This window comes from Nonomuraea wenchangensis, assembly GCF_900111685.1.
In the GTDB taxonomy this organism is placed as follows: Bacteria; Actinomycetota; Actinomycetes; order Streptosporangiales; family Streptosporangiaceae; genus Nonomuraea; species Nonomuraea wenchangensis.
Genome location: NZ_FOHX01000001.1, coordinates 340,315 through 363,628, shown reverse-complemented (window position 1 = coordinate 363,628; position 23,314 = coordinate 340,315). Strand labels below are relative to the sequence as shown.

Here is a 23,314-nt window from a genome sequence, read left to right as displayed (position 1 = left end):
GGGACGTCCCTCCCTAGCACGCGCCGGGCACGAAAATACCCGGCGGCTCGCCATCACGTAGCGCATTCTCTGCAAAACTCACGGTGACGCCGCCCTGTGCGGTGTACCTTTTCGGCGGGGGACCGCCCAGGGGAGGGGTCATGAACGACGTGAGCGCCGGCGTGCTGGAGATGACGCGGCGCCGCTGCGGCGAGCTCGTGGTGGTGAGCCTGTCCGGGGAGGTCGACGTGGACAACGCCACGCGGGTGCGCGCCTGCCTGGGCGAGGCGGCGGCCGAGGCCGCGCGAGCCCCCGGACCGCGCCTGGTCGTCGATCTGAGCGGGCTGACGTTCATCGACACGACGGGGCTCGGCGTCCTCGTGCGCCAGCTCGCCGCGCTGCGCGAGCGCGACGGCTCGATGGCGCTCGTCGCGCCCGACGGCCAGGTGCTGCGGCGGCTGCGCAGGACCAACCTCGCGCCGCTGTTCCCCATCTACGACACGCTCTCCCAGGCCCTCGCCTGAGCGACGGCGATGGCGGGGGCCGGCCCCAGGGCTGGTTGAATGGAACACATGTCCCTGGATCCGGAGATCGCCGCCCGGCTGAAGCGCAACCCCGAGGGCCTCGTCCCCGCCATCGCCCAGCAGTACGACACCGGCGAAGTGCTGATGCTGGCCTGGATGAACGACGAGGCGCTGCACCGCACGCTGACCACCGGCCGGGCCACCTACTGGTCGCGCAGCCGCGGGCAGTTCTGGGTGAAGGGCGACACCTCCGGCCACGTCCAGCACGTCAAGTCGGTGGCGCTCGATTGCGACGGCGACACCCTGCTCGTCCGGGTCGACCAGGTGGGCGCGGCCTGCCACACCGGCGACCGCACCTGCTTCGACGTCGACGTGCTCGGCTAGGTCGATGTCGATGTCGATGGAGCCCGAGATCCGGCCGCGGGCGACCGCGCGCGGACGGGAGCTGGGGGCCTGGCTGGCGGTCACCGTTCTCGGCTGCCTGCTCGTGCTGCTGGCCGCCGGCCGCACCTGGGTGAGCGTCGCCCAGACCGGGGCGGACGCGCCGACCGGCGGCGACCTCAGCCCCGTGCTGACGCCCGTCGCGTTGGCCGGGCTGGCCGGCGTGGTGGCCGTGCTGGCCACCAAGGGCGTGGGCCGCCGCGTCGTCGGCGGTCTGCTCGCCCTGTGCGGGGCCGGAGCGGGCGCCGGGACGTGGACGGCGCTCGACGGCTCCGGCGTGACCGACTGGCTCGCCGCCCACAACACCCTGCACGGCGCGACCGGCCTCACGTGGCATTTCGTGGCGCTGTGGCCGGCGGTGGCAGGGGCCGGCGCGCTGCTGCTGGCCGCCGGGGGCGTGCTGGCGGTCGTACGCGGCGGCAGGTGGGCCGGCATGTCGGCCCGCTACGAGCGGCGCGGCCCGGCCCCCGCCGACGGCGACAAGGCGCTGTGGGACGCCCTCGACCGGGGCGACGACCCGACCGATCCCCGCTGACGCCGGGGATGACGAAATCAGCACTGTTCTGAACCTCTGTCCGCCCCTCCGCCGTTTCCTCAATAAGCTGCCGGTGCAACGGGCCACGACACGAGGAGTCAGGGGATGAGCTACGGGGACCAGGGCGGCGGCTACGGCGCCCAACAGCCCGGCGGGGGTTACGGCCAGCAGGGCCAGCCTGGATACGGGCAGCCGGGCCAGGGCCAGCCGGGTTACGGCCAGCCAGGCTACGGGGGCTACGGCCAGCAGCCGCAGAGCGGGGGCGGTTACGGCCAGCAGCCCCAGAGCGGCGGCGGCTACGGCGAGCAGCCGCAGAGCGGCGCGGGATACGGTCAGCAGCAGTACGCCTACGGACAGATGCCCCCGAGCGGCGCCTACGGCTACAACCCCTACGGCGCGGCCCCGCCCCCGCAGCGCCCCACCAACGGCATGGCGGTCGCCTCGCTCGTCCTCGGCATCGTGGGCATGATCAGCTGCGGGCTGACCAGCATCGTCGGGGTGATCCTGGGCCACATCGCGCTCGCCCGCATCAAGCGCTCCGGCGAGGAGGGCCAGGGCATGGCGGTGGCCGGCCTGGTGACGTCGTACGTCATGGTCGTGATCAACGTCCTGCTGCTGATCTGGTTCGGCGGCATGATCCTCTCGATCATCGGGCTGGGCGCCGCGGCGTCGACCTCCTACGGCTATTAGCCGATCGCCGGTAGCCGCACGATGACCACGTGCTTGCGGTCGGATCACGAATTGTCCGCAATGCAGGTGTAAGTCCATGTAGGACGGGGTTTCTCGCTAAGCTGCCGCGCACTCGCACGACTTGAGAGGTAAAACCCATGACGTACGGAAACCAGGGCGACGGCGGCTACGGCTCGCAGCCGCCCGGTGGGGGCTACGGCCAGCAGCCCCCGAGCGGTGGCGGCGGCTATGGCCAGCAGCCGCCGAGCGGTGGCGGCGGTTACGGCCAGCAGCCGCCCAGCGGCGGTGGCTACGGCGGTTACGGTCAGCAGCCCCCGAGCGGCGGCGGCTATGGCGAGCAGCCGCCCAGCGGCGGCGGTTACGGCGGTTACGGTCAGCAGCCGCCGAGCGGCGGCGGCTACGGCGGCTACGGCCAGCAGCCCCCCGGCGGCGGTTACGGCGGCCAGCAGCCGCCGGACAACCACCTCGTCCCCGCCATCCTCACCACGCTGTTCTGCTGCCTGCCCCTCGGCATCGTGTCCATCGTGAAGTCGTCGCAGGTCAACCAGAAGTGGCAGATCGGCGACTACCAGGGCGCGGTGCAGGCGAGCGAGGAGGCCAAGACCTGGTGGAAGCGCTCGATCATCTTCGGCGCCATCGGCTGGGGGATCGTCGTCATCTTCTACGTCGTGGTGTTCGTCCTGCTCGCGGCGGCGAGCACCAGCGTGACGTCGTACTGACGGCCGGACGCGAAGGCGGATACTGGGAGCATGAACATCGCGACGACCGGGCGGCGCGGCACGGACCGGATCAAGGGTCTGCTCGCGCCGCTCGGGGTCGCGGCCGGGACGGGGGCGGTGTTCGCGCTCGTCGGCGCGGTCGACCCCAACGAGCCCGGCCACTACCCGACCTGCCCCTTCCTGTGGCTGACCGGCCTCTACTGCCCGGGCTGCGGCACGCTGAGGTCCATCCACGCGCTGGCGCACCTCGATCCGGTCGCGGCGCTCGGGCTCAACCCGCTCATGGTGGCGATGATCCCGTTCCTGCTGTTCTGGTGGGGCCGATGGGTGGTGCGAGCCTGGCAGGGCCGCCCGCGCAGAACGACACTCGCCCACCCGGCGTGGCTATGGGCCTTCCTCGCGATCGTCGTGGTCTACTGGATCGTCCGGAACCTGCCTTTCGGCGCGTTCCTCGCCCCTTAGGCACGTCGAGACGCGAGCCCTGTGGTGAGGTACCCCGCAGGGGCCGATACCATCGCAGGACAGGCGGAGAGCGGACGCGAAGCGAACTCTCAGCCACCCCCACAGTCGATCCGGAGGGACCCCAAGCGCGTGAGTGAGCGGACGGAAGGGCCGAGTGTCCTCGACGACATCCTCGACGGGGTGCGCGCCGACCTCGCGACACGACAGCAGGTTGTGTCCATCGAGGAGCTCAAGCGGCGGGCCGAGCGGGCCCGGCCGACCAGGGACGCGATGGCCGCCCTCGGAGGCGACAAGGTCTCGGTGATCGCCGAGGTCAAGCGCTCCAGCCCGTCCAAGGGCGCGCTGGCCGCCATCGCCGACCCCGCCGCACTGGCGGCCGACTACGAAGCGGGTGGCGCCCACGTCATCAGCGTGCTGACCGAGCAGCGCAAGTTCGGCGGCAGCCTCGACGACCTGGCCGCGGTGCGCGCCCGGGTCGACATCCCCATCCTGCGCAAGGACTTCATCCTCACCTCCTACCAGCTCTGGGAGGCGCGGGCGCACGGCGCCGACCTGGCGCTGCTCATGGTCGTCTGCCTGGAGCAGGAGGCCCTGGTGTCCCTCATCGAGCGGGCCGAGTCGATCGGGCTCACCCCGCTGGTCGAGGTGCACACCGAGGAGGAGCTCGACCGGGCGGTCGCCGCCGGGGCCCGCGTCATCGGGATCAACGCGCGCAACCTCAAGACACTTGAGGTCGATCGCGAGGTCTTCACGAAACTGGCGCCCAAGATCCCGGATAATGTCCTCAAGATCGCCGAGTCGGGCGTGCGAGGCCCGCACGACCTGCTCGCCTACGCCCGTAACGGCGCCGACGCCGTCCTGGTGGGGGAGAGCCTGGTCACGGGCAAGGATCCGCGCAAGGCCGTGGAGGCGCTGGTCACCGCCGGCGCGCACCCGTCGACGCGCCCCGACCACTCAGCAGAGGGATAGCAGTGGCAAACGAAGGCACCATCCTGACCGCCGCGGACCTGGCGGGCAACGGCGCGCAGGGCAACGACCCCGACGTGCACGGCAAGTTCGGCATCTTCGGCGGCCGGTTCGTGCCCGAGGCGCTGATCCCGGCGCTCGACGAGGTCGCCTCGGTCTACGAGAAGGCCAAGAACGACCAGGAGTTCATCCGCGAGTTCGACCACCTGCTGCGCACCTACGCCGGCCGGCCCACGACGCTGACCGACGTGCCGCGCTTCAGCGAGCAGGCCGGCGGCGCCAGGATCGTGCTCAAGCGCGAGGACCTCACCCACACCGGCGCCCACAAGATCAACAACGTGCTGGGGCAGGCGCTGCTCACCAAGCGGCTGGGCAAGAAGCGGGTCATCGCCGAGACCGGCGCGGGGCAGCACGGCGTCGCCACCGCCACCGCCGCGGCCCTGCTCGGCCTGGAGTGCGTCATCTACATGGGCGCCGTCGACTGCGAGCGCCAGGCGCTCAACGTGGCCAGGATGAAGCTGCTCGGCGCCCAGGTGGTGCCGGTCACCAACGGCTCGCAGACGCTCAAGGACGCCATCAACGAGGCGTTCCGCGACTGGGTCACCAACGTCGACACCACCCACTACCTGTTCGGCACCATCGCGGGGCCGCACCCGTTCCCCGAGATGGTCCGCGACTTCGCGCGCATCATCGGCGTCGAGGCCCGCCGCCAGATCCAGGAGCTCACCGGCCGGCTGCCCGACGCCGTGTGCGCGGCCGTCGGCGGCGGCAGCAACGCCATCGGCATCTTCCACGCCTTCCTCGGCGACCAGGACGTGCGCCTGCACGGCTACGAGGCCGCCGGGCACGGCCTCGACAGCGGTGAGCACGCGCTCACGCTCACCGCCGGAACGGTCGGCGTGCTGCACGGCTCGCGCACCTACGTGCTCCAGGACGACGAGGGCCAGACGATCGAGTCCCACTCGATCTCGGCCGGACTCGACTACCCGGGCGTCGGCCCCGAGCACGCCTGGCTCAAGGACATCGGCCGGGCCACCTACCACGGGGTGACCGACGACCAGGCCATGCAGGCGTTCTCCCTGCTGGCGAGGACCGAGGGCATCATCCCGGCCATCGAGTCCTCCCACGCCCTGGCGGGCGCGCTGGAGCTGGGTCGTGAGCTCGGCCCGGAGGCGACCATCCTGGTCAACCTCTCCGGCCGCGGCGACAAGGACATGGGCACGGCGATGAAATACTTCAACCTCTGACGAGTCGCCACCCCGGCAGCGGCCCTGCCGGGGGCATCATGATGGGACTCGACCTTCGGAACGGACAGACATGACGACTCTACAGACGGTGTTCGCCAAGGCGAAGGCGGACAACAGAGCCGCGCTCGTCGGCTACCTGCCCGCGGGCTTCCCGTCCAAGGACGGCGCCATCGCCGCAGCCGCGGCCCTGGTGGAGGCCGGCTGCGACGTCATCGAGATCGGCCTGCCCTACTCCGACCCGCTCATGGACGGACCGACCATCCAGGACGCGGTGCACCGGTCGCTGACCAACGGCACCCGCATCGCCGACGTCCTGCGCACCGTCGAGGGGGTGGCGGCGACCGGCGCGGCCACGCTCGTCATGACCTACTGGAACCCGATCGACCGCTACGGCGCCGAGCGCTTCGCCCGTGACCTCGCCGCCGCGGGCGGGGTGGGCACGATCACGCCCGACCTGACGCCCGAGGAGTCCGAGCCGTGGCGGGCCGCCTCGGCCGCCGCCGGCATCGACACCGTGTTCCTGGTCGCGCCCAGCTCGACCGAGGCGCGCATCAAGGCGGTCGTCGACTGCTGCACCGGCTTCGTCTACGCCGCCTCGCTCATGGGCGTCACCGGCGCCCGCGAGACCGTCAACGTCGCCGCCGAGGGCCTGGTCAAGCGGACCCGGGAGCACACCTCGCTGCCGGTGTGCGTCGGGCTCGGCGTCGGCACCGGCGCGCAGGCGGCCGAGGTCGCCTCCTACGCCGACGGCGTGATCGTGGGCTCGGCGTTCATCCGGCGGATGCTCGACGCGCCCGACGAGGCCGCGGGGCGCGAGTCCTGCGCCGCCCTGGCCCGCGACATGGCGCACGGCGTACGCCGCTGACGATGTGCGCGTGCGGCGCGGTCCCCTCGTACGGGGGCCGCGCTGTCGTGTTGTTCCCGCCTCACCCGTTCGCGGCGGCGGGCTCCCGCAGGGGCGCGTACAACGGCGAATACCGGTTGTAGAGCCCCGAGGGCACCAGATAGACGTTGATGGCGACCTGCATGAGCAGGAGCCACACCACGTACTGCGCGGTGCCCAGCGCGGGCACCACGTCCATGGGCAGGGCGTAGGCCATCACCACCCGCACCGCGGCGTCCGCCAGCAGGCCCAGCCCGTACATCACGGTCACCACCCGCCAGATCCGGCGGAAGGCGGGCAGCCGCTCCCACAGCACGTCCCAGGACTCGCGTCCCGGCCCGACCCGCCCCTCCAGCAGGAACCGGGTGAACGTGAACGCGAGCGGCCGGTCCCAGCGCGCGCTCGACAGGAACCACAGCCCCGCCACGCCCATGAACCAGCCGTCCTTGGCCAGCAGGAAGCGCGGGTCGTGCACGAGCGCCGAGACCGCGGCGCCGGCCAGGATCATCGCGGTCATGAAGAGCGCCAGCCGGTCGGGCCTGCGCCCCCGCGCCAGGCTGACGGCGACGCTCAGCGCCGGGACGAGCGAACTGACCACCAGGGCCAGGTGCTCGTCGAGGCCGGCGGCGTAGCGCAGGACGTAGTAGACCCCCGTGGGCAACGCGATGTCGACCCCCAGGGCGGCCAGCGCTTTTACTCGCATGAGTAATTCTTACTCTCTCCTGGTAAAACCGGCAAACGTCGCAGGTCGGAGCCGGGACACGCCGCTTAGCTGGTGCTTATCCGGGGCGTGGTCCGATGGAGTCCCGGTACTGTGCGCAGTCCGGGCATGGAGAAGAAGGAGATGGCCTGTGGACGCGTCACTATCGTCACGTTCGGCCAGATTGCCGATACCCTGGGTGACGACAGTCGCCCGGCTGGTGCTGGGCGGAGTGCTGATCGCGGCGGGTGCGCTCAAGATCGGCAACCCGTCCGACTCGGTCCTGGCGGTCAAGGCTTACCAGCTGCTGCCCGAGTCGGTCGCGATCGGGGTGGGCTACGCCCTGCCGATCGTGGAGATCGTCGTCGGCGTGCTGCTGGTCGTCGGTCTGCTGACCAGGGTGGCCGCCGTGATCGCGGCGCTGCTCATGCTCGCGTTCGTGTTCGGCATCGGCTGGGCGTGGGCGAACGGCCTGCGGATCGACTGTGGCTGCTTCGGCGGCGGCGGGCAGCTCGGGGCGGGCCAGGAGCCTGCCTACCTGATCGACATCCTGCGCGACTTCGGGCTGGCGCTGCTCGGGGTCTGGACGGTCCGCTTCCCGCCGGGCCGCTTCGCGCTCGACGGCGCCCTCGGACTCGGGGGCGACAGTGCTGACGACGACTTGGAGGACCTGTGATGGGCAAGGGCGAGCGGGCGACGGCGACACCCGGCGCACGAGAGAAGATCAAGCAGCAGCAGGCCGCCGCGCGCGCCCAGGAACGGCGCAGGCGGGTGATCACCTACACCGCGGCCGGGGTCCTCGCCGTGGCCGCCCTCGGGGCCGGCATCTGGTACGGCGCCAGCAAGTCCCAGCCCGAGCAGGCCGCCGCCGGCCTCGCGCCGGTCACCGTGCAGCCCGACGGCACTGTGGTCATGGCCAAGAGCGGGGTCGAGAAGCCCGTGCTCGACGTCTACGAGGACTTCCAGTGCCCGGCCTGCAAGGAGGCCGAGCGGGTCAGCGGCCAGACGATCAAGAACCTCGCCGCCGAGGGCAAGGCCAAGGTCGTCTACCACCCCATCACGATCTTCTCCCAGGAGCCCACCCGGTCCAACTCCCTGCGCGCCGGCAACGCCGCCAGGTGCATCGCCGACGGCAAGCAGTGGATGGCCTTCCACAACCTGCTCTTCCAGAACCAGCCGTCCGAGACCGCGGAGGGCTTCACCAACAGCCAGCTCGTGGAGTGGGGCAAGGAGGCCGGGGTGACCGCGCCGGACTTCGAGCAGTGCGTCAACTCGGGCAAGCACGTGCAGGCGCAGCAGTCGTACAGCGAGAAGATCATGGACGAGCAGAAGCTGACCCACACGCCGACGCTGAAACTTAACGGCACAGAAGTGGACAACGCGGTCGTCTTCAGTCCTTCGGAGCTGCGGGACGCAGTGACGAAGGCCGCCAAGTAGCCTCACGTCCGCTACCCTCACCTGACATGCCCCTTGCCTCGATTCCCAGCCCTTCCCAAGGGGTCTGGTATCTCGGAATCATCCCGATCCGGGCCTATGCGCTGTGCATCGTGCTCGGTGTCATCGTCGCCGTCTGGCTGAGCGAGCGGCGCTGGCGCGCCCGCGGTGGCCAGAAGGGGACGATCATCGACATCGCGGTCCCCGCGGTCATCTTCGGGCTGATCGGCGGCCGGCTCTACCACGTCATCACGGACTGGCAGACCTACTTCGGCAGCCGCGCGATCAAGCCCGCCTACAAGGCGCTGTTCATCTGGGAGGGCGGCCTCGGCATCTGGGGGGCGATCGCGCTCGGCGGCGTCGGCGTCTGGCTGGCGGCGCGCCGACGCGGCCTGTCCATGACCGCCCTGGCCGACACGATCGCCCCCGGCATCGCGTTCGCCCAGGGCATCGGCCGCTGGGGCAACTGGTTCAACCAGGAGCTGTACGGCTCGCCGACGACGCTGCCATGGGGCCTGGAGATCGACGTCGACCACGGCGGCGAGCCCGGCGTCCTCTACCACCCGACCTTCCTGTACGAGTCGATCTGGGACATCCTGCTCGGCTTCGCCCTGCTGTTCGTGGGCCGCCGCCTGAACCTGCGTTACGGGCGGCTGTTCGCCCTCTACGTGGCCGGCTACACCTTCGCCCGCTTCTGGATCGAGGGGCTGCGCATCGACCCGGTCGGCGGGGTCGACCACGCGGTGACGTTCCTCGGGCTGCGCATCAACCAGTGGACGTCGATCGTGCTGTTCATCGGGGCGCTCGTCTACTTCTGGGCGACCCGCAACAAGGAGGGCGTGGAGGTCGTCGCCCCACCGTCCGCCGACGCGGACCCGGCGCACGGCACCGGCCAGAGCGACCCCGGCTCCACCGACGACACCCGCGCCTCCGACACGCCCGAATCGGAGGCCCTCGCCTCCGACGTGCCCGCCGCGGACGGTGGGGCGGGGGCGTCCGGCGAGGGCCGGTCGGCGACGGACGCCGACGGCCGGTCCGCGACGGACGCCGACGGTCGGTCGGCGACGGACGGTGACGGCCGGTCCGCGACGGACGGCGACGGTGCCGCACCGGACGCCGACCCGGCCCACTCCGCCGCCGGCCTCGCCGACGCGCGGGAGGCCGCCGCCGGCGACCGGGGCGCCGGCTCCGGCACCGATGACGCCGCCGTCACGGCGGACGCCGCCGATGTCGTCGTCGCCGACTCGCGCGAGGGCGCCGAGGAGGCGGAGAAGGAGCCCGGCAGCCACGCCGGGAAGGAGACGAACACGCGATGACCGAAGGCGCGGAGCTCCACCACCGGCATCGCGACGTCACGGGCGGCTGGCTACGGCCCTCGGTGTTCGGCACGATGGACGGGCTGGTGTCCAACTTCGCGCTCATCGCGGGTGTCGCCGGCGGCACCGCCGACACCCGCGTCATCGCCCTCAGCGGCGTCGCCGGCCTGGCCGCCGGGGCGCTGTCGATGGCCGGCGGCGAGTACGTCTCGGTGGCCAGCCAGCGGGAGCTGGCCCAGGCCGAGATCGCCGTCGAACGCCGCGAGCTGCGCCACCACCCCGAGGACGAACAGGTCGAGCTCGCCCAGACCTTCGTCGACAAGGGCGTGGACCCCGAGCTCGCCTCCGAGGTGGCCCGGCAGATCTCCCGCAACCCCGAACGTGCCCTGGAAGTGCACGCGGTCAACGAACTGGGGGTCGCGCCGGGGAAACTGCCGTCTCCGCTGGTCGCCGCGATCTCGTCATTCCTGTCCTTCGGGGCCGGGGCGTTGCTGCCGCTGCTGCCGTACTTGCTGGGGGCCGACGAGCTGATGATCTCGGCGGCGCTCTCGTGTGCGGCGCTGTTCGCGGCGGGCGCTATCGTGTCGGCCGTGACGGCGCGAAGCTGGTGGTACTCAGGACTGAGGCAGCTCGTGGTGGGCGCGGTGGCGGCCGCGGTCACCTTCGGGGTGGGCAACCTGGTCGGGGCGGCGGGGCTGTGATGGCCCGCAGACGAGCGGGCTCCCGCGCGAAGAACGACCGGCCCGCCCAGGACCAGGACGCCGCCTGGTCCGACCCCTCACGGCCGGACCAGGGCCCGTCGACCGGCGGCTACCCGAGCCCGGCATACGGTGAGGGCCCGTACACGCAAGGCCCGGCGAGCGGTGCCAACCGCGCCGTCCCCGGTTACGGCCCGGCCGGTGGCTCCCCGTCCGTCGGCGGATACCCGCCCACCTCGGCGTCGTACGACGACGGCCGGCGAGAAGACGCGGGCGGCCGGGGCGGACGATCCAGGCACGGCCGCCGCGCCGCGGGCCGTTCCACGAGCGGCACCGGCGCACCGGATGCCGGCGGGTCAGGCGGCACGGGCAACTGGCCGTCCCCCCCACCGACCGGCGAGAACGCCTGGACGTCCACCTCGCCGGGCAGCGGGAGCGCTTGGACAGCGGCCCCTGGACCAGGTGGGGGCAGCCGGACGGCGTCTGCCCCTGCGGACGGCGGGAGCCCCTGGGCGCCCACCCCTGTGGAGGGCGTGAGCAACTGGACGCCGGCTCCTGCGGACGGTGGCGGCAATCGCGCCGCCTCAGGCTTCGGCGGTGGCGGACATCGGGCGCTGGCCGGCGCCGACGACGGCGGCTGGGCGGTGGTCGCGGGCCCGGGTGCGGCGGAGGCCGACACATCCGGCAGCGCGCGCGGCGGCCACGGTGCGGGGAGCCGGGGCATCGACCCCGGAGCCGAGGTCTCGGCGGCTGAAGCCGGCCGTGGCAAGCGTCGTAAGGGCCTGTTCGGCAAGGGCAAGCCCGAAGAGGACGCCTTCGGCGGAGGAGACGACGGGGACCGACGCGACTTCTTCGCGAAGGACCGGGTCGTGTCGGAGGGCTACAGCTCGGACGGCACGGCAGCCGCGAGCTTCGGCCTGGACGACGGCATGCCGCGCGGCTCCGGCCCCGCCCAGGGTCCGTCACGCCGCTCCAGACGCGCCCAGGGCCCAGCGCGTGGTGCAGACGCGGGCCAGGGTGCGGGGCGTGGTCCGGATGCGGGGCAGGGCCCGGCACATGGTCGCGACATGGGCCAGAAGCGAGACGCGGCGGCCGGCGGCTTCGCGCGGGGCGCGGGAGGCAGCGGCTTCGCAGCGGATGCCGGGGCTGGTGGTCATGGGGGCTTCGGCGCGGATGCCGGGGCCGGTGGTCGTGGGGGCTTTGGGGCGGACGCGGAGGCCGGTCGTGGTGGGGACGACGCGATGGCCGGCCAGGACGGCGACGAGGGTCGGGAGACGGAGGGCGGTGGGTCGCGGAAGCGGCGGCGTACCCCGCCGTCCGACTGGCAGTTCCCCGTGCTCACCGCCATGGGCCTGCGCCCCGGGCAGCAGAAGCTGATCGTCATCGTCACGTCGGTCGTCGGCGCGGTGGCCGCCCTGGCGGGGGTGGCGTTGTTCGCCACCTCGCTCGGCAAGTACGCGCCCGACCGTGAGGCCAGCGCGGCCCTGCTGGGCCCCAACACCACGCTGCCGCAGGTGTTCCGGGGCTGGAACTCGCCGAGACTGTTCGACCCGCTGGCCGACCGGGCCAAGGACGCCAAGGCGCTGACGGAGAAGGAGGTGTTCGGGCAGAGCGAGCTCTCGGTCGACAAGAAACAGCGGCTGAAGCTCGTGGCCAAGCGGCTCGACTCCGACTGCTCGGCGGCGGTGTGGGGCGAAGGGCTCACCGAACGGCTCTCCGACGCCGGCTGCACCCAGGCCGCCCGCGGGCTCTACCTCAGCTCCGATGGGCGCTACGTCGGCCAGTACACCCTGCTCAACCTCAAGGACGGCCAGGCCGCCACCGAGCTGGTCAACGCGCTGGACACCCTCTACCGGGGCGGCTGGGCGCGTCCGCTGCCCTCGTCCAAGGGCTCCTTCCCCGCGGGTGGTTATTCCGAGGCCGGTGCTTATGCTCTCGGTCATTACGTCGGCCTGGTGTGGCTGGGCCGGCTCGACGGCGCCGAGCCCGGCGTGAAGGACGACTACGTCTCGCTCACGCTGGGCCTGCGCGGGGCGGAGAAGGCCGTCTACCGCAGGGTCGTCGCGATCACGGGGCCGAAGTCGTGACGCGCTCGCGGCAGGCCGTCGCCGTCGTCGCGGGCGGGGGAGCGGGGGGCTGATGTCAGGTCGTGTGGTGATCTCCGTCGTGGCCGTCAACGTGCTGGTCATCGCCGCCGTCGCGTGGTGGTGGCTGCGTGGTGACGGCCCGCGGCCCGCCGCGTTCCACGGCGAGTCCACCTCGGCCTTCTACGCCGCCATCGACACCCGCGGCAAGGACGCCGCCCCGCTCACCGCGCAGGAGGTCTTCACCGCCGGCACCGAGACGGTCGGCGCGATGCGGCGCGAGACCACGGCGGAGTTCGCCGACTGCGACGAGGTCCTTTGGGGCGCCTCGGCCGCCGGGTGCACGCAGGCGCTGCGGGCCACCTACAGAGGTGGCACGATGGCCGGGCAGTTCGTCATCTTCAACATGAGCGACAGCGCGGCGGCCGACGCGCTGGTGGCGGCGCTGGGCAAGGACGGGTTCGTACGGCAGGGCGTGCCGTTCGACCCGGCGACCAGCCGGGCGCAGGCCCGTGCGATGGGGCACTACGTGACGGTGAGCTGGGCCGGCGGGACCGCGTACGAGCAGGAGCTGGTGGCGGCGCTGGTCGCGCTGGACGGGCTCGGGCGTGTGGTGCAGGGCAGGCTCGTCGCCGCCATCTGAGCCGCCATCCGAGTCGCCGCAGGATCGCGTCAGGGCGTCGTCGTCGTGGTGAGTGCCGTGATCGTGGTGGCGATCGCGGCGGGCAGGGACTCCAGGCGGTGGAGCGGCGCGTCCAGGGGGGTGAGGTCGTCCGACCAGGGGGCGGCCTCGCGGATCAGGGCGCGGGCCTCGTTCTTGGTGAGGGCCGAGCCCTGGGCGCGGGCGAGCGCGATGAGCGCCTCGCGCCAGGTGTTGGCCAGCTTGGCGTGGCCGTTGTCGAGGATGCGGCGCAGCACCGCGGGGACGTCGCCGTCCGGCTGCGGCAGGCGGGTGACGTCGAGGCCGCCGGAGCCGGGCTCCACCGCGTAGACGGTGGACAGGACGTCGGGGAGGGGCGGCAGCCCGGCGCCGGTGACGCGGACGCGCGGGGCGCGGGTGGCCAGCAGCAGCCGGGGGAGTGCGGCCTCCAGCCCGGGCGGCACGGCGATCGCGACCCGCTCGGCCGCCGCCGCGTACGGCTTGACGAGCCACGTGGACAGCTTGACCCGCGGCTGCGGCAGGCCCTTGGGCCAGTCGCCGACGAGGAGGTCGGGCTCGAAGTCCGTGGCGACGGCGGCCGGAGCCCCCTCGCCGGGCGCGGACTCGACGGACTGCGGGCCCTGGGTGTAGATGGCGGTGGTCAGGCGGCTCAGCCGGGAGGCCACGGCCGGGCGGGTCTTGGTGGTGGGGCGCAGGAGGTAGAGATCGGCGGCCGAGCCGATGGCCTCCGCGCCGAAATAGCGGTTGAAGTCGGGATAGATCGCCTCGTAGGCGAGGTTGAGCTCCGCCAGCGCCTGCTGCACCTTGTACGCCAGCATCGGCGTGCGCTCGCTAGCCCCGTACGCCAGCAGCACCCTGCCGTCGTCCTTCAGCCCCTCCACGGCGCGCGCCGCGAACAGGCCGATGCCCTCCGGTGTGTACGGCGGATCGGTGAAGGCCAGGTCGTGCCCGTGCGCGGAGGCGGGCAGGCCGAGCCGCAGGTCCGCCCAGCGGGTGCGGACACCGAGGTCCTGGGCGTCGATGTAGGCCAGGATGCGCTCGTCCACGTCCACGACCGTGACGTCCGTACCGGGATGAACCAGCTTGACCGCCAGAGAGGTGAGGTCGTGGTCGCCGACGCACAGCAGGCGGGCGCCGGGCAGCCAGAAGCGGGCGCCTAGCAGGAGCGCGCGCCGCAGCGCCGTCTCCGGCGTGGCCGAGACGTGGTCCAGCGTGTGGCGGGCGCGCGGGGCGTCCGCGACGAGGCGGGTCAGCCGGTCGAGAGTGTCGGCGTAGTGGGGGACGAGGTGGCCCACAGGGTCCTCGGGAGGCGGCGCGACGGCGACGAGGTCCTGGTAGGCGGGGGTGTGGGTGAGCGGGACGCGGAAGCCGTCGGCGTCCGGCCGTCGTTCGAGTGGCAGCTCGCGGAGCAGGGCCTCGACCGTGCGGCGGGACGTGGCGGTGGCCCTGACCAGGTCGGCGAGCGTCCACCACTGGCCGTCGCAGAGCAGCGCCAGGGCGTGCCGGAGGCGCCGGCTGTCGGCGCCCGCCGCGTCGAGCAGCCGCTCCACCCCGAGCCGCCCCTCGACCCCGCCGGAGTGCGCTGCAGTCTCGTCCCGTGCCCCGTCCTCCCGCATGGAACAACCCTATCGAGGGCCCGGCCCCGTCCGGTCTGGTGCAGGAACGAGACCAAAGGCACAGGTGGGGCCAGAGGGGCGAGGCCCGGTGAGGGGGCGGAGGGGGCGGATATCGCTTATTGGTCCGCAAAAACCCGTCATGATCGGGAATTTTGCGGCAGATGTCCGAACTTTGGGATGTTGCGTTCGGATGTGGGGAATGCCCGAATGTTCGCAATGCGGACGCGCCGGGCACCATTCCGACATGGTGCGGTAATCTCTACGCACGATATGCAGCAGGGCCAACGTCGTCCCCGCCTGTGAGTGAAGTTCCAGACAGACGATGACGACGGGAGGGACTACATGCCTGCTGCCCACCTCGGGTTCCCCGAGCCCCAGGGCCTCTACCACCCCGCCAACGAGCACGACGCCTGCGGTGTCGCGATGGTCGCCGACGTCGCGGGACGCCGGGAGCACGGGATCGTGGTCAAGGCGCTGACGGCACTGTGCAATCTTGACCATCGGGGGGCCAAGGGTAGCGAGCCCGACACCGGCGACGGCGCCGGCATCCTCACGCAGATCCCCGATGCGTTCTTCCGGGCCGTGGTGCCGTTCACCCTGCCCGCCGCCGGCGCGTACGCCGCCGGCATGGCCTTCCTCCCGGCCGACGAGGAGGCCCGCGCCGTCGCCGTACGGCTGATCGAGGAGATCGCGGGGGAAGAGGGCCTGACCGTCCTCGGCTGGCGTGAGACGCCGGTCGACCGCACACTCCCGGGCCCGAGCGCCCGCGCGGTCATGCCGCACTTCGCCCAGCTGTTCGTCGCGAGCCCCGAGGGCCGCGAGGGGCTGGAGCTGGACCGGCTGGCGTTCTGCCTGCGCAAGCGGGCCGAGCACGAGGCGGACGTCTACTTCCCCTCGCTGTCGGCGCGCACGATCGTCTACAAGGGGATGCTCACCCCCGACCAGGTCGAGCCGTTCTTCCCCGACCTGTCCGACGAGCGCTACGAGAGCGCGATCGCCCTGGTGCACTCGCGTTTCTCCACCAACACGTTCCCGAGCTGGCCGCTCGCCCACCCCTACCGCTACATCGCACACAACGGCGAGATCAACACGGTCAAGGGCAACCGCAACTGGATGCGCGCCCGCGAGGCGATGCTGGCCTCCCCGCACATCCCGGGCGACATCTCCCGCCTTTTCCCGATCTGCGACCCTGACGGCAGCGACACCGCCAGCTTCGACGAGGCCCTGGAGCTGCTGCACCTCGGCGGGCGCACCCTGCCGCACGCGGTCCTCATGATGATCCCGGAGGCGTGGGAGAACCACACCGAGATGGACCCGGCCCGCCGGGCCTTCTACGAGTTCCACTCCTCGATGATGGAGGCCTGGGACGGCCCCGCCTCGATCACCTTCACCGACGGCACCCTGGCCGGCGCCGTGCTCGACCGCAACGGCCTGCGCCCCGGCCGCTTCTGGGTGACCGCGGACGGCCTGGTCGTGCTGGCCTCCGAGGCCGGCGTGCTCGACATCAGGCCCGAGGACGTCGTACGCAAGGGCCGCCTGCAGCCCGGCCGGATGTTCCTCATCGACACCGCCCGCGGCAAGATCATCGAGGACGACGAGATCAAGGCCGAGCTGGCCGCCGAGCTCCCCTACGCCGACTGGCTGCACGCCGGCCTGGTCCGCTTCGAGGAGCTGCCGTCCCGCGAGCGCGAGACCCTCACCCACGAGGCGCTGGTCAAGCGGCAGCAGACCTTCGGCTACACCGAGGAGGAGCTGCGGATCATCCTGTCGCCGATGGCAAAGGCGGGCCAGGAGCCGATCGGCTCCATGGGCACCGACACGCCGGTGGCGGTCCTGAGCGAGAAGCCGCGGCTGCTGTTCGACTACTTCACGCAGTTGTTCGCCCAGGTCACCAACCCGCCGCTGGACGCCATCCGCGAGGAGCTGGTCACCTCGCTGGCCAGCACCATCGGCCCCGAGGGCAACCTGCTCGACCCGGGCCCGGCCTCGTGCCGGCAGCTCGTGCTGCCGTACCCGGTGATCGACAACGACGAGCTCGCCAAGATCATCCACATCAACGACGAGCACGACCTGCCCGGCTTCCAGCCGCGCGTCATCAGCGGTCTGTACGAGGTCGCCGGCGGCGGCCAGGCCCTGCTGCGCCGCCTGGAGGAGATCCGGGCCGAGGCGTCCAGGGCGATTGCCGACGGCGCGCGCATCCTCGTGCTGACCGACCGCGGCTCGTCCGACAGCCTCGCCCCGATCCCGTCGCTGCTGCTGACCGGCGCGGTGCACCACCACCTGATCCAGGAGAAGACCCGCACCAAGATCGGCCTGGTCGTGGAGACCGGCGAGGCCCGCGAGTGCCACCACATGGCGCTGCTCATCGGCTACGGCGCGGGCGCGATCAACCCCTACCTCGCGATCGAGACCGTCGAGGACCTCGTCGACTCCGGCGCCCTGCCGCTCGACAAGCACAAGGCCGTACGCAACCTCATCAAGGCCTACGGCAAGGGCGTCATCAAGGTCATGTCCAAGATGGGCGTGTCCACGGTGGCCTCCTACACCGGCGCGCAGATCTTCGAGGCGCTCGGCCTGAGCCAGGAGGTCATCGACTCCTGCTTCACCGGCACCACCTCGCGCCTCGGCGGCGTCGGCTTCGACGTGCTGGCCGAGGAGGTCGCGCAGCGGCACCGCCACGCCTACCCGCGGGCCGAGAACGCCCACCGCAGGCTCCAGGTCGGCGGCGAATACCAGTGGCGGCGCGAGGGCGAGCCCCACCTGTTCAACCCCGAGACGGTCTTCAAGCTGCAGCACGCCACCAGGACGCGCCGCTACGAGATCTTCAAGGAGTACACGAACCTCGTGGACTCCCAGGCCGAGCGGCTGATGACGCTGCGCGGCCTGTTCAAGCTGCGCGAGGGCCGGCCGATCCCGATCGAGGAGGTCGAGCCGGTCTCGGAGATCGTCAAGCGCTTCTCCACCGGCGCGATGTCGTACGGCTCCATCTCCATGGAGGCGCACGAGACCCTCGCCATCGCCATGAACCGGCTGGGCGGCAAGTCCAACACCGGCGAGGGCGGCGAGGACCCCGAGCGGCTCTACGACCCGGCCCGCCGCTCGGCGATCAAGCAGGTGGCCTCCGGCCGCTTCGGCGTCACCAGCGAATACCTGGTCAACGCCGACGACCTGCAGATCAAGATGGCCCAGGGCGCCAAGCCCGGCGAGGGCGGCCAGCTCCCCGGCCACAAGGTCTACCCGTGGATCGCCAAGACCCGGCACTCCACGCCCGGCGTCGGCCTCATCTCGCCGCCGCCGCACCACGACATCTACTCGATCGAGGACCTCGCCCAGCTCATCCACGACCTGAAGAACTCCAACCCGGAGTCGCGGGTCCACGTGAAGCTGGTGGCCGAGGTCGGCGTCGGCACGGTCGCCGCGGGCGTGTCCAAGGCGCACGCCGACGTGGTGCTCATCTCCGGCCACGACGGCGGCACCGGCGCGTCCCCGCTGACGTCGCTGAAGCACGCCGGCGCGCCGTGGGAGCTGGGCCTCGCCGAGACCCAGCAGACGCTGCTGCTCAACGACCTGCGCGACCGCATCGTGGTCCAGGTCGACGGCCAGCTCAAGACCGGCCGCGATGTCGTCATCGCCGCGCTGCTCGGTGCCGAGGAGTACGGCTTCGCCACCGCGCCCCTCGTCGTCAGCGGCTGCGTCATGATGCGGGTCTGCCACCTCGACACCTGCCCCGTGGGCGTCGCCACGCAGAACCCGGAGCTGCGCAAGCGCTTCACCGGCAAGCCGGAGTTCGTGGTCAACTTCTTCGAGTTCATCGCCGAGGAGATCCGCGAATACCTGGCCGAGCTGGGCTTCCGCTCGCTGGACGAGGCGATCGGGCACGTCGAGCTGCTCGACACCACGGCCGCCGAGGAGCACTGGAAGGCGAGCGGCCTGGACCTGTCGCCGATCCTGCACCGGCCGGAGCTGCCCGAGGGCACGCCGCTGCGCCGGGTCACCGGCCAGGACCACGGGCTGGCGCACGCGCTGGACAACACCCTGATCCAGCTCGCGGAGGGCGCGCTGGACCACGGCACCCCGGTCACGCTGGAGCTGCCGATCCGCAACGTCAACCGCACGGTCGGCACCATGCTCGGCTACCAGGTCACCAAGCGCTACGGCGGCCAGGGCCTGCCCGACAACACGATCGACATCGGCTTCACCGGCTCGGCGGGCAACTCCTTCGGCGCCTTCGTGCCGCGCGGGATCACGCTGCGGCTGACCGGCGACGCCAACGACTACCTCGGCAAGGGCCTGTCCGGCGGCCGGATCACCCTCCGGCCGCACGAGGAGGCGCCGCTGGACGGCGACATCATCGCCGGCAACGTGGCGCTGTACGGGGCCACGTCCGGCGAGGTGTTCATCCGGGGCGTCGTCGGCGAGCGGTTCTGCGTGCGCAACTCCGGCGCGACGGCCGTCGTCGAGGGCGTGGGCGACCACGGCTGCGAGTACATGACCGGCGGCCGGGCCGTCGTGCTCGGCCCCACTGGGCGCAACTTCGCGGCCGGCATGTCCGGTGGCATCGCCTACCTGCTGGACCTCAGGCAGGAGCGGGTCAACCGCGAGATGGTCGCGGTCGAGGAGCTGTCCGCGGCCGACGCCGAGTTCCTCAAGGAGGTCGTCGAGAAGCACTTCGCGGAGACCGGCTCGCCGGTGGCCAAGGAGCTGCTGGCCGACTGGGAGGCGGCGCTCGGCAGGTTCGGCAAGATCATGCCGACCGACTACAAGCGGGTGCTGGCCGCCGCCGAGGCCGCCCGCATCGAAGGCAGGAACGTCGACGAGGCGGTCATGGCCGCCGCGGTTCAGGGTTAAGGGAGGCGTACCGAATGGCTGACCCGAAGGGTTTCCTCACGCACGACCGGGAGCTGCCGGCACGCCGCCCGGTGGACGTCCGCATCAGCGACTGGCACGAGGTCTACGAGGACTTCTCCGCCGAGAAGCTGACGAAGCAGGCGTCCCGCTGCATGGACTGCGGCATCCCGTTCTGCCACAACGGCTGCCCGCTCGGCAACCTCATCCCCGAGTGGAACGACCTCGTCCACCGCACCGACTGGCGGGAGGCGATCGAGCGGCTGCACGCCACCAACAACTTCCCCGAGTTCACCGGCAGGCTCTGCCCGGCTCCGTGCGAGGCGGCGTGCGTGCTCGGCATCAACGCGGACCCGGTGGCGATCAAGCGGGTCGAGGTCGAGATCATCGACCGGGCGTTCGCCGAGGGCTGGGTCACCCCGCGGCCCCCGGCGGCGCGGACCGGCAAGCGGGTCGCGGTCGTCGGCTCCGGGCCCGCGGGTCTCGCCGCCGCCCAGCAGCTCACGCGGGCCGGGCACGACGTGGTGGTGTTCGAGCGCGCCGACCGTGTCGGCGGCCTGCTGCGCTACGGCATCCCCGAGTTCAAGATGGAGAAGCGCCACATCGAGCGCCGCCTGGCGCAGATGCGGGCCGAGGGCACCGAGTTCCGCACCGGCGTCGAGGTCGGCGTGGACATCACCGCGGCCGAGCTGCGCGAGCGGTTCGACGCCGTCGTGCTGTCCGGTGGCGCCACCCAGTGGCGCGACCTGCCGGTGCCCGGGCGCGAGCTCAAGGGCGTCTACCAGGCGATGGAGTACCTCCCGCTGTCCAACAAGGTCCAGGAGGGCGACTACGCGGTCTCGCCCGTCTCGGCCGAGGGCAAGCACGTGGTGGTGATCGGCGGCGGCGACACCGGCGCCGACTGCATCGGCACCGCGATCAGGCAGGGCGCGGCGTCGGTCACCCAGCTGGAGATCATGCCGGTCCCGCCCCGTGAGCGGCCGGCCGGCCAGCCGTGGCCCACCTTCCCGATCCTGTTCAAGATGGAGAGCGCCCACGAGGAGCTCGCCGACCGCGGCGGGGAGCGCGTGTACGCGGTCTCCACCACGGAGTTCGTCGGCGACGCCGACGGCAACGTGCGGGCGCTGCGCCTGGTCGAGGTCGAGGGGCCGCAGGCCGGTTTCAAGCCGATCCCCGGCACCGAGCGGGAGATCCCGGCCGAGCTGGTCACGCTGTCCATGGGCTTCCTCGGGCCGGAGAAGGGCGCGCTGCTGACCGATCTCGCCGAGGTCGCCGGCGGTGACGACTTCTTCGACCGGCGGGGCAACGTCGCTCGCGACAAGACCTACATGTCCAAGGTGGACGGCGTCTTCGTGGCCGGTGACATGGGCCGCGGGCAGTCGCTCATCGTGTGGGCGATCGCCGAGGGCCGCGCCGCCGCCTCCGGCGTGGACCGCTACCTGAGCGGGGAGACGGCGCTGCCGTACCCGATCCTGCCGACCGCGCGTCCGCTGGTCTGACCGCGGTTTCGCCGTCTTGCGGAGCGGGCTCCTTCCGGGGAGTCCGCTCCGTCGTATGTAGTCGTAAATTTGGCTACTTGGTGGCATCGGCGGTTGACTGTCGGGAAGATGCAAATCCTTTCGGGAGGTCGGTGGCGGATGAGGGGAACGACGCGGCGAGTCGCCTCTGGGGTGACGGCGCTGGCCCTCCTCGGGCTCGCCGCCTGCACCCCCGCCACCCCGGCCCAGCAGCCCACCCAGAGCTCCCGGACCTCTCAGACCTCCCAGAACGCCCGGACGCAGGTCAGAGGCCCACAGACCGACTACCTGGTCTTCTACGCCGAAGGTCGGCAGCGCCAGGCCCTGGACGCCGTCACGCACGCCGGCGGCACCAAGGTGAGCGAGGACACCCGGCTCGGCTACATCCTGGCCAAGGGCGGCCGTGACGGCTTCGCCGAGGCCGTGGGCGGCGACGCCGCCGTCGTCGGCGTCTCCCAGGACCGCAGCATCGGCCACGCCACCGCCGCGCCCGGCCGCTCGTTCCCCGAGGCGGGCGCGCTCAGGAGCGGGCGCGCGGCCGGCGAGCCGCTCGCCGGCCGCCAGTGGGACATGCGCATGATCGGCGCCGACCGCGCCAACGCCAAGAACCCCGGCAGCAAGGACGTGCTCGTCGCCGTCATCGACACCGGCATCGACGGCAAGCACCCCGACATCGCCCCCAACTTCGACCGCGAGCTCAGCCGCAACTTCGTCACCGACAAGCCCAAGGACGAGAACGGCGAGACCCTCGACGGCCCCTGCGAGGTGGCCGGCTGCAAGGACCCCGTGGACCAGGACGACGACGGCCACGGCACCCACGTGGCCAGCACCATCGCCTCCCCGATCAACGGCATCGGCATCGCCGGCGTCGCGCCCGGCGTGCGGCTGGTCAACGTACGGGCCGGGCAGGACTCCGGATTCTTCTTCCTCAAGCCGAGCCTCGACGCGCTCGCCTACGCCGGCGACATCGGCGTGGACGTGGCCAACCTCAGCTACTACGTCGACCCCTGGCTGTACAACTGCGCCCGCAACCCCGCCGACACCCGCAAGGAGCAGCTGGAGCAGCAGGCCATCGTCACCGGCATGCAGCGCGCCATCGACTACGCCCGCAAGAAGGGCGTCACGATCATCTCCGCGCTCGGCAACGGCTCCACCGACCTCGGACGTCCCACGGCCGACGACAAGAGCCCCGGCTACCCGGAGGGCAGCGCGAAGGCCCGCAAGGTCGACAACACCTGCCTCAACGTGCCCGCCGAGTCCAACGGGGTCATCTCCGTCTCCGCGCTCGGCCCGTCCGGGCGCAAGGCCGTCTACAGCGACTACGGAGCCGAGCAGACCGACGTGGCCGCGCCGGGCGGCGACACCACGGACGGGCAGGGCGCCAAGGCCACCCGCTCCATCCTGGCCGCCGCCCCCGAGCGCGCGCTGCGCGCCGCCGGCCGCATCGCCGCCGACGGCACACCCAAGGGCGCCGACGTCGTACGCGACTGCACCCGGGGCGCCTGCTCCTACTACCAGTATCTCGACGGCACCTCGATGGCCGCCCCGCACGCGACCGGCGTCGCCGCCCTGCTCGTCAGCCGCTTCGGCAAGCCCGCGCCCGGCGGCGGCCTGACGCTCGACCCGGCCACCGTCGAGAAGCTGCTGTACGCGAGCGCCGACCCCAAACCTTGCCCGACCCCCCGCCAGCACGTCTACCAGACCTTCGGCCAGACCCAGACGCACGTCTGCGAGGGCGACACGGCCGACAACGGCTTCTACGGCCACGGTGTGGTGGACGCCTGGAAGGCCGTCACCTTCGAGCCGTGATCCGCCGCGCGGCGAGCGTGGGCTGTCGCCCCCGGGCCTCCTCGGCCACTAGATTGAAGGCGTCTACGTTGAAGGCGTCGTTCAACCGGAGCGGCACAGTTCAACCGGAGCGGCACACGAACTTGACGCGTTCTGGGGTCGCCGTTCTCGTGCTGTTTCCCTGCGCGGGCTACGTTCTCCGTCGTCGG

20 protein-coding genes are annotated in these 23,314 nt (G+C 72.0%); 18 read left to right on the top strand and 2 right to left on the bottom strand.

All coding sequences use genetic code 11. The annotated features are described in order from the left end of the window. Positions 1-140 precede the first annotated feature (140 nt). The 9 genes from BMW85_RS01775 to trpA all read left to right on the top strand — a co-directional run bounded on the left by BMW85_RS01775 (position 141) and on the right by trpA (position 6,428). Positions 141-503 (top strand): STAS domain-containing protein, encoded by a 363-nt coding sequence (locus BMW85_RS01775; RefSeq protein ID WP_091075964.1) that lies wholly within the window; start codon positions 141-143, stop codon positions 501-503. 48 nt (positions 504-551) lie between these two features. Further along, complete coding sequence (gene hisI, locus BMW85_RS01770) at positions 552-887, top strand: phosphoribosyl-AMP cyclohydrolase (protein WP_091075962.1); 336 nt, start codon at positions 552-554, stop codon at positions 885-887. 4 nt (positions 888-891) lie between these two features. Then, positions 892-1,479 (top strand): Trp biosynthesis-associated membrane protein, encoded by a 588-nt coding sequence (locus BMW85_RS01765; protein WP_091075960.1) that lies wholly within the window; start codon positions 892-894, stop codon positions 1,477-1,479. Positions 1,480-1,584: 105 nt separating this feature from the next. Further along, positions 1,585-2,169, top strand: a complete 585-nt coding sequence (locus BMW85_RS01760) for a DUF4190 domain-containing protein (RefSeq protein WP_091075957.1) — start codon at positions 1,585-1,587, stop codon at positions 2,167-2,169. Positions 2,170-2,306: 137 nt separating this feature from the next. After that, a complete protein-coding gene (locus tag BMW85_RS01755; protein ID WP_091075955.1) occupies positions 2,307-2,888 on the top strand; it encodes a CD225/dispanin family protein in 582 nt (193 codons plus the stop codon). A 30-nt stretch (positions 2,889-2,918) separates the two neighbouring features. Continuing rightward, the gene (locus BMW85_RS01750; protein WP_091075952.1) at positions 2,919-3,350 is read left to right on the top strand and encodes a DUF2752 domain-containing protein; all 432 of its coding nucleotides are present in this window, start codon (positions 2,919-2,921) and stop codon (positions 3,348-3,350) included. A gap of 129 nt (positions 3,351-3,479) precedes the next feature. Beyond that, entirely contained in the window at positions 3,480-4,319 is an 840-nt protein-coding gene (trpC, locus tag BMW85_RS01745; protein ID WP_091075949.1) for an indole-3-glycerol phosphate synthase TrpC, read from the top strand. 20 nt (positions 4,320-4,339) lie between these two features. Continuing rightward, positions 4,340-5,563, top strand: a complete 1,224-nt coding sequence (gene trpB / locus BMW85_RS01740) for a tryptophan synthase subunit beta (RefSeq protein WP_091077115.1) — start codon at positions 4,340-4,342, stop codon at positions 5,561-5,563. 70 nt (positions 5,564-5,633) lie between these two features. Further along, positions 5,634-6,428 carry a tryptophan synthase subunit alpha gene (gene trpA, locus BMW85_RS01735; RefSeq protein WP_091075946.1) on the top strand — a complete coding sequence of 265 codons (795 nt, stop codon included), beginning with the start codon at positions 5,634-5,636 and terminating at the stop codon, positions 6,426-6,428. 61 nt (positions 6,429-6,489) lie between these two features. Here trpA and BMW85_RS01730 read toward each other — a convergent pair whose 3' ends face one another. Next, positions 6,490-7,149, bottom strand: a complete 660-nt coding sequence (locus BMW85_RS01730; protein ID WP_091075944.1) for a VC0807 family protein — start codon at positions 7,147-7,149, stop codon at positions 6,490-6,492. 196 nt (positions 7,150-7,345) lie between these two features. On the opposite strand from BMW85_RS01730, the gene BMW85_RS01725 reads away from it, so the two are divergent. The 6 genes from BMW85_RS01725 to BMW85_RS01700 all read left to right on the top strand — a co-directional run bounded on the left by BMW85_RS01725 (position 7,346) and on the right by BMW85_RS01700 (position 13,321). Beyond that, positions 7,346-7,822, top strand: a complete 477-nt coding sequence (locus tag BMW85_RS01725) for a MauE/DoxX family redox-associated membrane protein (protein WP_091075941.1) — start codon at positions 7,346-7,348, stop codon at positions 7,820-7,822. Beyond that, complete coding sequence (locus BMW85_RS01720) at positions 7,822-8,583, top strand: DsbA family protein (protein ID WP_091075939.1); 762 nt, start codon at positions 7,822-7,824, stop codon at positions 8,581-8,583. Before BMW85_RS01725 ends, BMW85_RS01720 begins: the two co-directional genes overlap by 1 nt. Before the next feature lie 26 nt (positions 8,584-8,609). Beyond that, the gene (gene lgt, locus BMW85_RS01715) at positions 8,610-9,896 is read left to right on the top strand and encodes a prolipoprotein diacylglyceryl transferase (RefSeq protein ID WP_091075937.1); all 1,287 of its coding nucleotides are present in this window, start codon (positions 8,610-8,612) and stop codon (positions 9,894-9,896) included. Next, complete coding sequence (locus BMW85_RS01710; RefSeq protein WP_091075935.1) at positions 9,893-10,597, top strand: VIT1/CCC1 transporter family protein; 705 nt, start codon at positions 9,893-9,895, stop codon at positions 10,595-10,597. Before lgt ends, BMW85_RS01710 begins: the two co-directional genes overlap by 4 nt. A 530-nt stretch (positions 10,598-11,127) precedes the next feature. Next, positions 11,128-12,681: a hypothetical protein gene (locus BMW85_RS48015; RefSeq protein WP_143082065.1), complete on the top strand. Its 1,554-nt coding sequence runs from the start codon at positions 11,128-11,130 to the stop codon at positions 12,679-12,681. Between the two features lie 52 nt (positions 12,682-12,733). Next, positions 12,734-13,321 (top strand): hypothetical protein, encoded by a 588-nt coding sequence (locus tag BMW85_RS01700; protein ID WP_143082064.1) that lies wholly within the window; start codon positions 12,734-12,736, stop codon positions 13,319-13,321. Between the two features lie 29 nt (positions 13,322-13,350). Here BMW85_RS01700 and BMW85_RS01695 read toward each other — a convergent pair whose 3' ends face one another. Further along, the gene (locus BMW85_RS01695; protein WP_245774552.1) at positions 13,351-14,955 is read right to left on the bottom strand and encodes a bis-aminopropyl spermidine synthase family protein; all 1,605 of its coding nucleotides are present in this window, start codon (positions 14,953-14,955) and stop codon (positions 13,351-13,353) included. Positions 14,956-15,297: 342 nt separating this feature from the next. On the opposite strand from BMW85_RS01695, the gene gltB reads away from it, so the two are divergent. From gltB to BMW85_RS01680, 3 genes are all read left to right on the top strand, one after another. Beyond that, positions 15,298-19,803 (top strand): glutamate synthase large subunit, encoded by a 4,506-nt coding sequence (gene gltB, locus BMW85_RS01690; protein ID WP_091077113.1) that lies wholly within the window; start codon positions 15,298-15,300, stop codon positions 19,801-19,803. A 14-nt stretch (positions 19,804-19,817) separates the two neighbouring features. Next, positions 19,818-21,299 (top strand): glutamate synthase subunit beta, encoded by a 1,482-nt coding sequence (locus tag BMW85_RS01685; RefSeq protein ID WP_091075926.1) that lies wholly within the window; start codon positions 19,818-19,820, stop codon positions 21,297-21,299. Between the two features lie 138 nt (positions 21,300-21,437). Beyond that, a complete protein-coding gene (locus BMW85_RS01680; RefSeq protein WP_245774551.1) occupies positions 21,438-23,126 on the top strand; it encodes a S8 family peptidase in 1,689 nt (562 codons plus the stop codon). Positions 23,127-23,314: the final 188 nt, after the last annotated feature.